Genomic DNA, 15,237 nt, shown 5'->3' with positions numbered 1-15,237 from the left:
TCGCACCCTTTCTTAATGGATTACTCTTTAAAACCGGAAGTCCCGTTTGCCCGCTTTCATCTCCTGCAAATGCTCCATGGCGATCGAGCGGACTTTTTCGTTCGGGATATTGAAAACCTCTTTGGCAATCAGCGCTTCGCCTTTTTGTCTGGTATCCTTGGAGGCGTAATCCTCCAGATATTCCTTGAGCGTCATCAGGGCGTTCGGATGACAGCAGTTCGCGATCTGCCCGGCCTTCACCAAAGTCATGAAGCGGTCCCCGGTCCGTCCCGCGCGGTAGCAGGCGGTGCAGAAGCTGGGGATAAAGCCGAGGTCCAGCAGCCAGCCGACGATTTCGTCCAGCGTACGCTTGTCGTTTACCTCGAACTGCGCGGAGTTGTCCTCCTCCTCTTCCGGTTCGACGTACCCGCCGACACTGGTGGAGGAAGCGCCGCTGATCTGGGAAACGCCCAGCTCCAACACGCGTTCCCTTGTTTTCTGGGACTCCCTGGTGGAGATAATCATGCCGGTATAGGGGACCGCAATGCGCAGCACGGCGACGATTTTGGCAAAAATATCGTCCGAGATAGCGTTTGTGAAGTTTTTGGGGTCAATGTCGTCGGCGGGCCGGATACGCGGTACGCTGATGGTGTGCGGACCGACGCCCATAGCGGCTTCCAGATGCTCCGCGTGCATGAGCAGCCCGACAAAGTCATAGCGGTACATATTCAGCCCGAACAGCACGCCGATTCCCACGTCGTCAATACCGCCTTCCATCGCGCGGTCCATGGCCTCGGTGTGGTAGGCATAGTCGTGCTTCGGTCCTGTGGGATGCAGCTCCTCATAGCTCTTTTTATTATAGGTCTCCTGAAACAGAATGTAGGTACCGATCCCGGCTTCCTTAAGCTTCCGGTAATTTTCCACGGTCGTCGCCGCAATATTGACGTTGACGCGGCGGATAGCCCCGTTTTTATGTTTGATGCCGTAAATGGTCTGAATGCTTTCCAGCACGTATTCGATCGGGTTGTTCACCGGGTCCTCGCCGGTTTCCAGCGCCAGACGCTTGTGGCCCATATCCTGCAGGGCGACGACCTCACGGGCAATCTCTTCCTGCGTCAGCTTTTTGCGGCAGATTTTTTTATTTTTAAAATGATAAGGGCAGTATACGCAGCCGTTAATGCAGTAGTTGGAAAGATAGAGCGGGGCAAACATCACGATCCGGTTGCCATAGAATGCCTGCTTGATTTTTTTTGCCAGCCTGAACATCTTTTCGTTTTCGTCCGGCAGGTCGCATTCCAGCAGGACGGCCGCTTCCCGGTGGGTCAGGCCCTTACAGTCCTTCGCCCGCTCAAGCAACCCGTCGATCAGCTCGCGGTTCCGCTTATTCTTTTGGGCGTAGTCCAGAGTATCCAGAATTTCCTCGTCGTCGATAAATTCGGTCGCTGTTTTCGATTTGCACTGATACATGATAAATACTCCTTAATCGTTCAGATTGGCGGGGCGGAAATCTCCCCGGTCGACCACAATCCGGTATCCGATGCTTTCCATCCGGTTCTGCAGGCAGAACCGGCATTCGGCCGCTTCCTCGCCCGTACAGATTTTGTTGTCGTACAGCTCGTATTTTTTCCGTACTCTTACGGGGGAAAGATTGGGCATGACGACATTCGCCCCGGCTAAAATCCCTTTTTCCCGCCCGCTCGGGTGAATGGTGCCCAGCGCGGTCGTCGCGGGAATCAGCGCGTTCGGCAGCATCAGCCGGAGGATACCGATCAGGAACAGCGTCAGTTCCAGGCTTCCCGCGGGCTGATCGGCAAACGGCGTGCCGTGGTGGGGGATATATGGACCGATTCCCACCATCTCCGGCTCGAGCCGCCGGATAAAAAGCAGATCTTCCGCCAGATTTTCCACCGTCTGGTAGGGCGACCCGACCATAAAGCCGGTGCCCACCTGATAGCCGGTTTTCTTCAGCGCCCGCAGGCATTCCATCCGGGTCTGCAGCGTTTGGTTTTCCGGGTGGAGCCTGCCGTAGTGGTGCGCGTTGGCGGTCTCATGCCGCAGCAGATAGCGGTCCGCCCCCGCCTGAAAGTATTTCCGATAGGCCTCCTCGCTTTTTTCGCCGATGGAAAGGGTGACGGCGCAGTCGGGATAGCTTTTTTTGATGGAGCTTACCAGAGAAATGATGTCCCCATCCGTATAAAACGGGTCTTCGCCCCCCTGCAAAACGAAGGTACGGAAGCCCAGCCCGTAGCCGCTTTCACAGCAGGACAGAATTTCTTCCTTCGTCAGGCGGTAGCGTTCCGCCCTGTGGTTGCCGTACCGGATTCCGCAGTAGTAGCAGTCGTTGCGGCAGTAGTTGGTAAACTCGATCAGCCCGCGGACGTAAATCCGGTTCCCGAAATGTTTTTTGGACACGCTCCGGGCCAGCTGAAAAAGGTATTCGCTGTTTTCCGGTGTGCAGTGGCTTAAAAGGAGGCAGAAATCTTCTTTGCTGAGCGTTCTTTCCGTGTAAAGCCTGTCGATCAGAGCCCTCATTCATAATCTCCGTTCTGATTACTCTTCCGTTGGGGGAACTTTTGAGTAGACTGTTTTGATGTTGACGTGAGGAATCATTCCCAGCTTCCCGGAAAGGGCGCTGATGACGTCCCCCGGCGCGTCCATCACGATGCTGATGACCGAAATGTGCCGTTTGTGATAGGGAATGCCCATCCTTCCCACAATGTACTCCCCGTATTCGTGGAGGATGGCGTTGATTTTTTCCACCGAGTCGGTATTTTCCACTACAATTCCGACCAGAGCGATTCTGGATTCCATTGGATAGCCTCCTTTCCGTTCAAAAAAATCCCTGCGCCGAAAAGGCACAGGGATAGCATATCAAAACAAAGGCGCGCAGACGTGCCCCTTTGAATTTCCACTATTCTCTCGCCTTCTCATTCGGGACGAACCCTCCTGCATTCAGTACGATCACTTTTTGAAAAGTTTCCCCATGGTTTGCCGTAAGATGAAAAACTCCGTCTCAGCCGGCGCACCGGAAGCTTATTTGTTAATATTATATCATGGTTCTACGAAAAAGCAAGAAGGATTTCACAAAGGAAACTGTTATATTCACTATAAATCGGATATTTGGATTTTGTTTCCTATTTAATTCTTCTAATTACATCCTGCTCTTGGACGGCGCCGACCGACAGGCGGCGTTGAGTTCGCCGAAGAGCTTTTCAGCCGCTTTGACAAAGAAGCTTGGCTCCTTTTACAGAACCAGACCAGTTCTGCGGCGTTTTTATGCAAACGATTTTCATTTCTCCCGTTCTGTGTTATACTGTTTTAAACGTTAATGTTTGCTCTAAGTCGAGTGAAAAAAGATTTACAATTTGTATAATAAGTGGGGGAATTTCCAATGGGTTATACTATTAAACAGGCGGCGGAAAAAATGAGTCTGACGGCGCACACGCTGCGTTATTATGAAAAAGAGGGCCTTCTGCCGTTTGTTGAACGGACGGAGAATGGAATCAGAGTCTTTACGGATTCCGATTTGGAACGGCTGTCCGTAATTTGCTGCCTGAAAGGTACGGGGATGCCGATTAAGAAAATTAAGGAGTATATCGATCTTTCGCTTGAAGGGGACGCGACGCTGGAAGAAAGACGGCAGATTTTCATCCGGCAGCGGGAAAGCGTGCTGGAGCAGATTCAGGAGCTGCAAAAGCACCTGGCCAAAGTAAATTATAAAATTCAGTTTTACGATCAGGCATGTTCTGTTCATCTGTCAAAATCAAATTGCATGAACAAACCGATCAAACAGTCCGTCTGACGATTATCCCAGCAGGAAACAGCTTATCAGAGGAACATTTTGTAAGTGCTTCATAAGATGAATCGGATTCCTACAGCATTTCCAGTCTCGCAAACTGAAATGGAATTGCTGTAGTTTTGATGTATTGAGTAAATTTATGAAATTATTGATACATAAAGTATAATTTGATTATTTTAATACAAATAGTCTTGATGATTGCTCCGGAAATTGTAATAAATATATAAGAATATACTATTAGTATTAATGCTTGGAAAAGCGCATGGCTGTTCATTCAGTCGTGCGCTTTTTGATTTGTCAGTCCAAAGGTTTTGGAGCGAGGAAAAATCCTCTTCCGTCGTATCTTCGGGTCCGTTTTTTTCAGAATCAGGCTCCGCGCCGGTTACAGTAATAGACGATGGCGCCGTCCAGCCCGACTGCGGTCAGACCGGCGAGGGAGTAAAAAGCGTTGCGCAATCCAAATACGCTCGTCAAAGCGCCGGTTACAATCGGCAGCAAGGTCATGCCGGCCGCATAGACCGACTGATAAAATCCCATCGCGGTCGATTTCGTTTCTTTGGGGATGTTTTTCATCGCTTCGGAGGTACAGAAGGAAAACAGTATCCCGGTGGAAAGCCCCGATAAAATCTGTGCGGGGTAAAACCACTCTATGTTCGGAAGATTTGGAATCAACAGGCAGTAAATCGTCAGACAGGCCAGAATCACAGGAATCCAGAAGGAAGGGCCGAGCTTATGAGCCGCTTTTGAGGCGGCAAAATAAGAACTGAGCACCGCTGTGATTATGTAAATGACGGAGCATAAGCCGATCTGTGTGCTGTCCGCACCGCGCGCCTGCGCCGCCTGCGCTGTAAAAGACATGGAGGTGGAAATCTGTACCCCCTGCTGAATCAGCGCAAGCAGGGAAAAAAGAATGAGGCGCCTGTCCGTGCATATCTTCAGCAAATCCCTTACGGGCGGCGCCTGCCCTTCATGGGACGGCTCGATGATAAACAGCGACAGGAAAAGCGCCGGAAGCGCGGCGGCGGCGCTCAGTATGCACAGCAGATTCATTCCAAAATGCCGGTAAAGCAGGGTACCTGCGGAAAAGCCGAGAAAAATCCCCAGATTATTCGCGCCGACAATCAAGCCGGAAGCCTTTTGCAGATGATTTTCCTGAAAGTGGCTGAAAAACAGGATCATAAAAGAAATCCAGGTGGCCGAAGCGAAGCCGGAAAACAGGTTGCCAAGGAAAAAACCGTATTCGTTCGGCAGAAAGATTCGAAACAGGGAAGCGGTTCCGGCACTGAAAATTCCGAGTATAATAAAGAATCTTTGCCTGCCATAGCGGTCAGACGTTACGCCCAGCGGCAGGCGCATGACCATCTGCGTGAATCCATAAGCGCCTGTTACAATGCCGATCAGGGTGGGCTCGCAGCCGATCCCCGACAGGTAGATCGTTTGGTAGGGAATATAAACATACTGGCAAAACCAAAAAAGAGACACGATAACGGACAGGAGAAGGATCTGCGGCGTGTCCCTCGTTTTCTTTTCTGCTACGGTTATCATAATGGGAAATCCCCTCTGATCTGATGATTTGGCGGTTAGATTGGCAGAAAGACGGAATGCTTTTCTCCGCCTTGTTGTTTGACTGTGGGTGCGGCCCCTCGCTGACCGGAGCAGATTCCGCCAACTTTCAATTTGAGAGATCGCTGCTATTAAATGGAGAAGCAAAAGGCTTTACATGAACGGTAAGCCTTTTGCTTCTGTGGAGGGAGGAATTGTCACCGGAAGGAACGGGGCAGCGTCCTTCCAGCTTCTGCGCCGGTTCTGTTGCCGGCTATGTACAAACGGGTTTCGGCTTAGATGGTGCCGTCCCAGGTGCTTACAGTCGTGGATTTGGATTCTTCTTCATCAAACCAGCGGGTGGTGACGACCTTGCTGTCCGTATAGAACCGGTAGCCGTCTTTGCCGAGGCAGTGCAGGTCGCCGAAGAAGGACTTTTTATGCCCGGAGAAGGTGAAATATCCCACGGGTACCGGAATGCCGACATTCACGCCGACCATGCCGCCGTCGGTGTGGCGGACAAACTCCCTGGCGTAATGCCCGTTCTGGGTAAAGATCACGGAGCCGTTCGCAAACGGATTCTCGTTCATAACGGCAAGGCCCTCTTCAAAGGTTTTTACTCTCTTAATGCAGAGCACAGGCCCGAAGATTTCTCTTTCACCGACCGTCATGCCGGGTTTTACGTGGTCAAAGATGGTTGGCCCAAGGTAAAATCCCTTTTCAAAGCCTTCTACTTTGACATTCCTGCCGTCAAGCACAAGGGCGGCTCCCTCGTCGATCCCTTTCTGAATCCAGTCGGATACGGACTGGCGGTGCGCCTCGTTGATCACGGGACCTAACTTCGTGGTTTTGTCATAGGCAGGCCCTATTTTCATCGTATTGGACTGTTTCACAATCTCGGCGACCAGCCGGTCGGCGATCCCTTCCTGGACGACGACGACGGGAAGGGCCATGCAGCGCTCGCCGGCGCAGCCGAAAGAAGAGTTAATGATACCGGCCGCGGTTCTTTCAACCGGTGAGTCGTTCAAAACCAAAGCGTGGTTTTTTGCTTCGCAAAGCGCCTGTACCCGTTTTCCGTGTGCGGCCGCAGTGGAATAAATATGCTGACCGACATCGGTGGAGCCTACAAAAGTAATGGCTTTTACATCGGGGTGGGTCAGAAGGATTTCGGCCTCATGCCGGGAACAGGTGACAATGTTGATGACGCCGTCCGGAAGGCCGGCCTCTTTGTACAGTTCCGCAAACCGGAGAGCGGACTGCGGGGTAAACGTCGCCGCTTTTAAAACGATGGTGTTGCCGCACGCAATGCAGATCGGCGTCATCCAGCCCATTGGGATCATGGACGGGAAGTTGAAGGGGATAATTCCCGCACAAACGCCCAGAGGGACACGGTACAGAACGGTATCGTAGCCCTTGGAGGCGTCCATCAGGCTTTCCCCCATCATCAGCGAGGGTGCCGAGATTGCCTGTTCGGTACCTTCTTTCGCCTTCAGCACGTCACCCTGTGCCTCCGACCAGTTCTTGCCGTTTTCCTGCGCGACCAGATAAGTCAGTTCGTCGAGGTGCTCCTCGATCAGCTGCCGCATCTTATAAAGAATCTGCACGCGCTTTACGACCGGTGTGGACGACCAGCCTGGGTAAGCCGCCTTGGCGCTTACGACCGCTTGCTCCACCTCATCCGGTGTACAGCAGGGCACCTTGGCGATCACCTCGCCGGTACTCGGATCATAGGCGTCACTGTATTTTTCCGTCTTTGACTCGATGAATTCTCCATTGATATAAGGTCTCAGTTTCTTGGCTTCACTCATTCTTTTTCCTCCTTAAAATGATAAACTTATGAGTAAGTTATGAATCTTTTAACCATTATATCTTCGAATAATAAAAAAATCAAGTCAATTACCAAATAAATATCAAAAATTGTTATTTATATATGCAAAATGATTTCATCCATTTGTAAAAAGCAAATGAATTATGAATCAATTTTATCAATTCTTTGAATGCCGCGTCATTTGGCAAGAAGAATTCTGCCGCCGGAGCCCGTTATAAAGCTGCGGATCTCTTTGGGCGGTTCGGCTTCGGTAATCAGGACGTTTACCTGGCTCAGATCGCAGTAAGTGATCAGGGAAACCGCACCGAATTTACTGCTGTCGGCTAAAAGGTAAACCTGCTGGCTGCGCTTCACGGCCATTCGTTTGATGTCGGACTCCGAAGGAGAGGAATTGGTCACGCCGTTGGCGATGGAAAACCCGGTCGTAGCCATAAATGCCTTGCTGATATTGTAATTCTGCAGCACCTGTGCGGAGCTGGTGCCGGTAAAGGACAGGGTTTTGCGGTTGAGCGTACCGGAAAGGGAAATGATGTTGATGTTGTCGTACGGGATTGCGCGCAAAATGATTTCCACGTTGTTGGTAAGGATGGTGATTTTCTTTTTATCCCGTATATAGTCGACGATGTGCAGCGTTGTCGTCCCCGAATCGATGAAGGCGATATCGCCGTCCTCCACCAGCTCGGCCGCGGCCGCAGCGATTTGTTCCTTTGCCGCTGAATTCGAGATATTCCGCTCCTCAAAGGAAGTCAGCTCCCTTTTGGGAATCGCCGTCACACCGCCGTAAATTTTTTTAATGTCGCTCTCCATCAAAATCTCGTCCAGGTCCCTTCGGAGCGTGCTCTTCGAAACCTTGAACTTTTCACAGATCTGGTCGAGCGTCACCGTTTTGTTGTCGTAAATGTAGGCTTTGATTTCTTCAATTCTTTTAGACCGCATCATTTTAACTCCTAATCATATGTTATTCGCGGGAAATCATAGAGCAATATATAAAAATGGTTACATTGTTCCTTTATTATATAGAACTTAGTCAAAATTTGCAATTCATAAATTTGTCGAATTCGGAAAGCTTTTGGCTGATTTTTTATTAAAATAGTGTTTGATTATAATATAGAAATATAATCACAAAACACGGTGTAAATTTATTCTTTTTCGGACTGATCGGTTGTGAATTATTGATAAAGGAATTATTTGAATATTGTAAGTTATTATAAATAAATAAAAATTGCCCAAGTTTTCGCGAAAATCTATTGAATAATTTGCAGCATAGTGATAACATATCGTCATAACATATCCAAAACATTACAGAGAGAAGGATGAAACATGTCTATCCGTCCTATGAAGGAACTCATTATGGACGCTTCCAAAGAGGATAGGGCAGTCGGAGCCTTCAACGTAGGAAATATGGAAATGCTGATTGGCGCGGTCAAGGCGGCGGAAGAACTGAACACCCCTATTATCCTGCAGATTGCGCAAATCCGGCTGAAACATTCCCCGTTGGATCTGATGGGGCCCATGATGATTCATGCGGCCAGGAATGCGAAAGTGGATGTCGCGGTCCATCTGGACCACGGCCTGACAGTGGATACCGTACAGCAGGCGCTCGATCTGGGCTTTACGTCCGTCATGTTTGACGGCTCCAAATACGAGCTGCCTGAGAACATAAAGGTCACCGGACAGGTGATACGGATGGCCGAAGAGCGCGGAGCATCCACAGAGGCTGAGCTCGGGGTCGTAGGCGGGAGCGAGGACAACAGCCTCAATCATAAAATGGTCTGCACCGATCCGGACGTCGCCCGTGATTTTGTAAAGGAAACAGGGGTGGACGCCCTGGCCGTTGCAATAGGGAATGCACACGGTCACTATACCACAGAGCCGAAAATCCGTTTTGATATTCTGGAAGAAATCCATCAAAAGGTCGCGGTTCCCCTGGTGCTTCACGGCGGTACGGGAATCAGCCCTCAGGATTTCAGGACCTGTATTCAGTACGGTATCCGCAAAATCAACATTGCCACGGCCAATTTCGACGCTCTGACGCGGGGAGCGGAAAAGTATTTCCGAACGGAGGCCCCCTACAATTACTTTGCGCTCAATGAAGCGATGGTACGGGAAGTATATGGGAACGTAAAAAAACATATCGAAATTTTCAACAACAGAATACCTTTGGAACAAATTTCATAAAAACGCGCACAGGGAAAGGGACGGCATGATGAAATACATAGAGTTTGACGCAAACAGAAAATTTGACCTTACGCCTTTGGGCAGAATCACGATTGATCTCAATCCGGTTGACTATTATAAAACGCTGGCAGAGAGCACGACCTATAAGAAATATCTGGGCGGTTCTCCCGCAAACATCGCGGTGGGTCTTTCGCGGCTGGGGAAGAAATGCGGTTTTTTCGCGCGGGTATCCGACGACCGGTTCGGTGATTATGTGACGGATTATTTCAAAAAAGAGGGAATCGACACTTCCCGGATCCGCCGCTGCGAAAATGGGGAAAAGCTGGGGCTTACCTTTACGGAAATTCTAAGTGAAAAAGAAAGCAGCATTTTAATGTACCGCAACAAAATTGCGGATTTACAGTTAAATGTAAACGATATTGACGAGGAATACATGAAACAGAGCAAGGCGCTTTTGATCTCCGGAACGGCGCTGGCCGAGAGCCCGTCGCGGGAAGCGGCCCTAAAGGCGCTGTTCCTTGCGAAAAAAACCGATACGCCGGTTATTTTTGACATCGATTACCGCGCGTATAACTGGCAGTCAAAGGATGAGCTCGGCGTTTACTACGGGATTGCCGCCGGCCAGGCCGATGTGATTTTGGGTTCCAGAGAGGAATACGACCTGACCCAGAGCCTGATACGGCCCGGTCTTTCGGACAGGGAAACCGCTGCCCTTTGGCACAGCCGCTGCGCCAAAATCGTTGTCATCAAGCACGGGAAGGAAGGCTCCACCGCTTACACCTGCGACGGCCAGAGCTATACCGTGAAGCCGTTTCCGATTAAAAAGCTGAAGGGCTTCGGCGGCGGCGACGGCTACGCTTCCGCGTTCCTGTACGGGCTGCTGGAAGGCTGGGAAATCATCGACTGTCTGGAATTCGGCAGCGCGTCTGCGTCCCTGCTCGTCGCCAGCCATTCCTGCGCGGACAGCATGCCGGACGCGAAGACCGTTCGGGATTACATTGCCGACTGCAAGAAAAAATACGGAGAAATGATCGCCAGAGCATAGAGATTACGAAAGGAGTTCGGTTATGGGTACGACCAGAATGACAATGGCACAGGCGCTTGTGCGTTTTTTGGATCGACAGTACGTCAGCATCGACGGGGCGGAAAATAAATTCGTGGAAGGAGTCATCACGATTTTCGGGCACGGGAATGTGTGCGGGCTCGGGCAGGCGCTGGATGAAAACCGGGGGGAATTAAAGTATTTTCAGGGCAAAAATGAACAGGGCATGGCTCACCTGGCCACCGCCTTCGCAAGGCAGAACAACCGCAAACGGATTATCGCCTGCTCTTCCTCCATCGGCCCGGGCGCGGCAAATATGGTCACCGCCGCGGCCTGCGCTTCCGTCAACAATATTCCGCTGCTGCTTTTGCCGGGCGATACCTTCGCCAGCAGGCAGCCTGACCCGGTCCTGCAGCAGGTGGAACAGTCAGGCAGCCTGAAAACCACCACGAACGACGCGTTTAAAGCGGTCTGCAAATACTGGGACCGTGTGGAGCGCCCGGAGCAGCTGATGACCGCCATGATTAACGCCATGCGGGTCCTGACCGACCCGGCGGAGGCCGGCGCGGTGTGTGTTGCGATTCCGCAGGACGTGCAGGGTGAAAGCTACGATTATCCGGACTATTTTTTTCAGAAACGCGTACATAAAATCACGAGGTGCCTTCCTGCGAACGAAGAGATCGAAGATGTCCTGAACGCGTTGGCGGCCAGCAAAAAGCCGCTGGTGATCTGCGGCGGCGGCGTGAAGTATTCCGGAGCCGGAGACATCCTTCAGAATTTCTGCGAACAGTTTCATATTCCTTTCGGCGAAACGCAGGCCGGAAAAAGCGCCTGCTCCGCCAGCTCTCCCTATAATCTGGGCGGGATCGGCGTGACCGGAAATCTGGCCGCGAATACCATCGCGCGGGAAGCCGATCTGATTCTTGCAGTCGGTTCCAGGCTGTCCGACTTTACCACTTCCTCCAAATGGCTGTTTCAAAATCCGGGTGTAAAGGTGGTTTCCATCAATGTGTCCCGGTTCCATGCTTATAAAATGGACAGCATCAAAGCGGTCGGCGACGCAAAGGCGGCTATGGAGGTGCTCACCGTCCTGCTGAAAAACAGGGGCTACCGCAGTGCGTACGCCAATGAGATTTCAGAAGCCAAAACAGCCTGGAACGAAGAGATGAAACGGCTTGCGGCCTATTCCTACGGGGAAGGCTTTGAGCCGATGGTTACTGCGAGAGATCCCGGCAGCATGGAAGACTTTATAAAAATGACGGGCAGCAGCCTGACCCAGACGGCGGCGATCTGCGCCATTCGCGGCGGTATTGCGGACGATGCGATCATCATCGGCGCCGCGGGCAGCCTTCCGGGCGATCTGCAGCGCATGTGGACGACCGAGGCACGTGACTCCTATCACATGGAGTACGGTTTTTCCTGCATGGGCTATGAGATCGCCGGCGCGCTCGGCGTCAGGCTTGCAGAGCCAAAGCGTGAGGTTTACGCCATGGTCGGTGACGGCAGCTTCCTGATGCTGCATTCGGAAATTGTCACCGCGGTTCAGGAGCATCAGAAAATCAATATTCTGCTGTTTGACAATGCCTCGAACGGCTGTATCAATAATCTGGAAATGTCCAACGGCATCGGAAATCTGGGGACGGAATTCCGTTTCCGTGATCCCGAAACGGGAAATCAGACGGGGGATTTTGTTCCGGTCAGCTACGCTGCGGTCGCCGCCGGTTACGGGGCGAAAACCTATACCGCGCGCAGCATGGAAGAACTGAAGGCCGCCCTTGCCGACAGCAAGAAACAGACGGTTCCCACTTTGATCGATATCAAAGTCCTGCCCAAAACCATGACGCATGATTACGAATCCTGGTGGCATGTCGGCGTCGCCAGCACAACGCGGAGCGAGGACGGCAGGGAAGCGTTTGAACGCAAGGAACAGCATAAAAAAACTGCGAGAAGCTATTGATGAGGAGTTGTTTTTGATGTTTGACAAAAAGAATGTTTTTCTTGGCATCGCCCCCATTGCATGGACCAATGACGATATGCCCGACCTCGGCAAGGAGAACTCGTTTGAGCAGTGTATCAGCGAAGCCGCGCTCGCGGGTTTTTCCGGCACCGAGGTCGGCAATAAATATCCGCATGATGCCGGTGTGCTGAAAGGCTATATGGAGGAAAGGAATCTGCGCATTGCCAGTGCGTGGTTCAGCTCTTTCCTGACGACGCAGCCTTATGAGGAAACCGAGAAAGCGTTTATCCAACACCGCAATTTTCTATATGACCTTGGCGCGAAGGTGATTGTCGTTTCCGAACAGGGGCACAGCATACAGGGGCAGATAGACACCCCGATTTTCGACGGGAAATATGTTATGAACGACGCGGAGTGGAAAATGCTCACAACGGGGCTGGAAAAGCTGGGAAGGCTTGCCGCCGAAAGGGACATGAAGCTTGTTTACCATCATCATATGGGCACGGTCGTGCAGACCACGCAGGAGATTGACCGGCTGATGGAGAATACGGATCCCTCCGCGGTTTCTCTGCTGTACGATACCGGACATCTGGTGTTTTCCGGCGAAGACGCGCTGGCGGTGCTGAAAAAATATGCGGGCCGTATCCGGCATGTGCATCTGAAGGACATCCGTCCGGCAGTTGTTGCCCGTGTAAAAGCGGAAAAGCTCAGCTTCCTTCAGGCGGTGCGTCTGGGTGCGTTTACCGTTCCCGGCGACGGCGCAATCGATTTCCAGCCGATTTTTGACGTCCTGTCCCAGAATCATTACGAGGGCTGGCTGCTTGTAGAGGCGGAGCAGGACCCCGCCATTGCGAATCCGTTTGTTTACGCAAAGAAAGCGCGGGAATACATCCGTAGGACAGCCGGCATTTAACCCAAAACAGTTTTAGCCTCCGGTCATTCTATCTATATATATTTTCAGGAAAGAGCGGTTGAAAGTGATGAATAAAGTAAGGATTGGCTCCATTGGGCTTGGGCGGCTGGGAGACCGCCATGCAGAGAATATCGCTGAAAAAATTCCGAATGCCGAACTGATTGCTCTCTGTGATGTGGATGCGGATAAGCTGAAAAGGAAAGCGGAATCTCTGCGTGTTCCGCATCTATTTACCGATTTTGATGAAATGCTCGAATGTGACGACGTGGACGCGGTGGTCATCGCGTCCCCTTCCGGACTGCACACGGAGCAGATTGAGAAAGCGCTTGAAAAGGGAAAGCATGTTTTTTCAGAAAAACCGCTGGGAATTACGGTGGAACAGTGCAAAAAAGCGGAAGAGGCGGTTGCGCACCATCCTGACAGAGTGTTTATGCTGGGCTTCATGCGCCGTTTTGACCCCTCTTATCAGTACGCCAAACAAAAAGTGGACGCCGGGGAGATCGGCAAGCCGATTTTGTTCCGTGCTTACAGCCAGGACCCTGAAAAACAGATCGCCGGTTCTATCGCGTTTGCCGCGCACAGCGGAGGAGCGTTTCTGGACATGGCGGTTCATGATATCGATCTGGCACGCTGGTTTTTAAAGAGCGAGCCGGAAAATGTCTATGCCGTCGGCGGGTGCTATGCTCACGAGGAATTTGCGCGTTACGGAGACGGGGACAACGTTTCCTGCCTGATGAAGTTTCAGAACGGCGCAATGGGATTCCTTTTTGCAGGGAGAACCGCGCCGCACGGCTATCATATAGAAACCGAAATCGTAGGGACAAAGGGTGTTTTGAGAATCGGCTCCGTACCACAGAAAAATATTGTTGAAATTCTGGACTCCCACGGTGTGCGCAGGGAATGCTGCGAGGATTTTCTGGAGCGGTTCCAGAATGCTTATATCAGCGAAATCAATGAGTTTGCCGATTGCATTTTACACAACCGCAAACCGGAGGTCACGGTTTACGACGGCAGACGCGTTGTGGAAATCGCGGGATCGTGCAAACAGTCGTTTGAGACAGGAAAACTGGTGGAAATACAGCAGGGATAAAGGGCAAGGTCTCCGCAAAAGCTTTTTGCCCGGGTATACAAAAATAATCATTGGAATAAAGGGGCTTATAAAATGAAAAGATCCGCGAATCTGGAAGTCCTTTATACGGAGCTGCCGTGGCGGGAGCGTTTCAGTCAGGCGAAACGGGATGGCTTTGATTCCATAGAGTTCTGGGATTGGGATAACAAGGACCTGGATGAAGTAAAGCGGCTGCTGTCTGAAAATCAGTTGAAAATATCAGCGATGTCCGGCGATAAATACGCTTCCATGTGCGATCCGGAGCATCAGAAAGAGTATGTGGAGTTTGTAAAAAAGTCGATTGGCGCCGCCCAAAAAATCAATTGTCCGGTGCTTGTCGTACACTCCAACGAGCTTCTGTCCGGCCCGAAAGCATATGCGAAGGATCCCTTTCCGCAGTATTCGGATACGGTGAAAATCTGCACCATGTTTGATACGCTGAAAAAATTATCGCCTTACGCGGAAGAAGCAGGTATTACGCTGGTGCTGGAGGCACTGAATATTGTGGTGGATCATATCGGGAATTTCTTGACATCCACGCAGATGTCGGCTGAAATTACTTCGCTGGTCGGTTCACCGAACGTTAAAATCCTTTACGACGCCTATCACATGTACCTGAACGAAGGGAAAATCTGCGAAACACTGTCAAAATACGTTGACAGTATTGGGTATATCCACATTGCGGATGCACCGGGCCGCGGGGAACCCGGTACCGGAACCATTCATTACAGGCAGGTGTTTCAGCATTTGAAAAAAATAGGTTATGATCGCACAGTTGGATTTGAGCTGATTCCGCAGAACGGGACGGAGACGGCAGTTCGGGCAATCATGGAATCCAGCAGGGGGTTGTAAAATGGGCGAAGTACCCATTTACATAAAAAGTTGAAAGTA

At 51.1% G+C, this 15,237-nt stretch carries 13 protein-coding genes; 7 read left to right on the top strand and 6 right to left on the bottom strand.

Features of this window, described 5'->3' with window-relative positions:
- Positions 1 to 27: 27 nt before the first annotated feature.
- Genes hydG through ACRQU7_RS14320 form a run of 3 tightly spaced genes read right to left on the bottom strand, consistent with a single transcriptional unit; the run spans position 28 to position 2,790 of the window.
- Positions 28 to 1,446: a [FeFe] hydrogenase H-cluster radical SAM maturase HydG gene (gene hydG, locus ACRQU7_RS14330; protein ID WP_038325374.1), complete on the bottom strand. Its 1,419-nt coding sequence runs from the start codon at positions 1,444 to 1,446 to the stop codon at positions 28 to 30.
- 12 nt (positions 1,447 to 1,458) lie between these two features.
- Complete coding sequence (hydE, locus tag ACRQU7_RS14325) at positions 1,459 to 2,511, bottom strand: [FeFe] hydrogenase H-cluster radical SAM maturase HydE (protein WP_444641482.1); 1,053 nt, start codon at positions 2,509 to 2,511, stop codon at positions 1,459 to 1,461.
- A gap of 18 nt (positions 2,512 to 2,529) precedes the next feature.
- A complete protein-coding gene (locus tag ACRQU7_RS14320; RefSeq protein ID WP_141825939.1) occupies positions 2,530 to 2,790 on the bottom strand; it encodes a TM1266 family iron-only hydrogenase system putative regulator in 261 nt (86 codons plus the stop codon).
- A 580-nt stretch (positions 2,791 to 3,370) separates the two neighbouring features.
- On the opposite strand from ACRQU7_RS14320, the gene ACRQU7_RS14315 reads away from it, so the two are divergent.
- Positions 3,371 to 3,781: a MerR family transcriptional regulator gene (locus tag ACRQU7_RS14315; protein WP_038325371.1), complete on the top strand. Its 411-nt coding sequence runs from the start codon at positions 3,371 to 3,373 to the stop codon at positions 3,779 to 3,781.
- 363 nt (positions 3,782 to 4,144) lie between these two features.
- On the opposite strand, the gene ACRQU7_RS14310 is transcribed toward ACRQU7_RS14315, so the two are convergent.
- The 3 genes from ACRQU7_RS14310 to ACRQU7_RS14300 all read right to left on the bottom strand — a co-directional run bounded on the left by ACRQU7_RS14310 (position 4,145) and on the right by ACRQU7_RS14300 (position 8,084).
- Complete coding sequence (locus ACRQU7_RS14310; protein ID WP_444641481.1) at positions 4,145 to 5,323, bottom strand: MFS transporter; 1,179 nt, start codon at positions 5,321 to 5,323, stop codon at positions 4,145 to 4,147.
- A 293-nt stretch (positions 5,324 to 5,616) separates the two neighbouring features.
- Entirely contained in the window at positions 5,617 to 7,128 is a 1,512-nt protein-coding gene (locus ACRQU7_RS14305; RefSeq protein ID WP_444641480.1) for a CoA-acylating methylmalonate-semialdehyde dehydrogenase, read from the bottom strand.
- A 197-nt stretch (positions 7,129 to 7,325) separates the two neighbouring features.
- Positions 7,326 to 8,084, bottom strand: a complete 759-nt coding sequence (locus ACRQU7_RS14300) for a DeoR/GlpR family DNA-binding transcription regulator (protein WP_038325369.1) — start codon at positions 8,082 to 8,084, stop codon at positions 7,326 to 7,328.
- A gap of 384 nt (positions 8,085 to 8,468) precedes the next feature.
- Here ACRQU7_RS14300 and ACRQU7_RS14295 point away from each other — a divergent pair, with 384 nt between their 5' ends.
- The 6 genes from ACRQU7_RS14295 (at position 8,469) to ACRQU7_RS14270 (ending at position 15,198) form a co-directional block, all read left to right on the top strand.
- On the top strand, positions 8,469 to 9,326 hold the full coding sequence (locus ACRQU7_RS14295) for a class II fructose-bisphosphate aldolase (RefSeq protein WP_444641479.1): 858 nt from the start codon (positions 8,469 to 8,471) through the stop codon (positions 9,324 to 9,326).
- A gap of 28 nt (positions 9,327 to 9,354) precedes the next feature.
- Positions 9,355 to 10,371 (top strand): 5-dehydro-2-deoxygluconokinase, encoded by a 1,017-nt coding sequence (gene iolC, locus ACRQU7_RS14290; RefSeq protein ID WP_444645603.1) that lies wholly within the window; start codon positions 9,355 to 9,357, stop codon positions 10,369 to 10,371.
- A gap of 22 nt (positions 10,372 to 10,393) precedes the next feature.
- The gene (gene iolD, locus ACRQU7_RS14285; protein ID WP_444641478.1) at positions 10,394 to 12,325 is read left to right on the top strand and encodes a 3D-(3,5/4)-trihydroxycyclohexane-1,2-dione acylhydrolase (decyclizing); all 1,932 of its coding nucleotides are present in this window, start codon (positions 10,394 to 10,396) and stop codon (positions 12,323 to 12,325) included.
- A gap of 16 nt (positions 12,326 to 12,341) precedes the next feature.
- Positions 12,342 to 13,238: a myo-inosose-2 dehydratase gene (iolE, locus tag ACRQU7_RS14280; protein WP_444641477.1), complete on the top strand. Its 897-nt coding sequence runs from the start codon at positions 12,342 to 12,344 to the stop codon at positions 13,236 to 13,238.
- A 67-nt stretch (positions 13,239 to 13,305) separates the two neighbouring features.
- Positions 13,306 to 14,328, top strand: coding sequence for an inositol 2-dehydrogenase (gene iolG / locus ACRQU7_RS14275; RefSeq protein WP_444641476.1), 1,023 nt, complete (start codon positions 13,306 to 13,308; stop codon positions 14,326 to 14,328).
- 72 nt (positions 14,329 to 14,400) lie between these two features.
- Positions 14,401 to 15,198: a TIM barrel protein gene (locus ACRQU7_RS14270; RefSeq protein ID WP_444641475.1), complete on the top strand. Its 798-nt coding sequence runs from the start codon at positions 14,401 to 14,403 to the stop codon at positions 15,196 to 15,198.
- Positions 15,199 to 15,237: the final 39 nt, after the last annotated feature.

This window comes from Caproiciproducens puteiluti (assembly GCF_052442865.1).
Classification (GTDB): Bacteria; Bacillota; Clostridia; order Oscillospirales; family Acutalibacteraceae; genus Caproiciproducens.
Note: the sequence above shows the minus strand (reverse complement) of the source record. Positions and strands in the feature narration are given on the sequence as shown.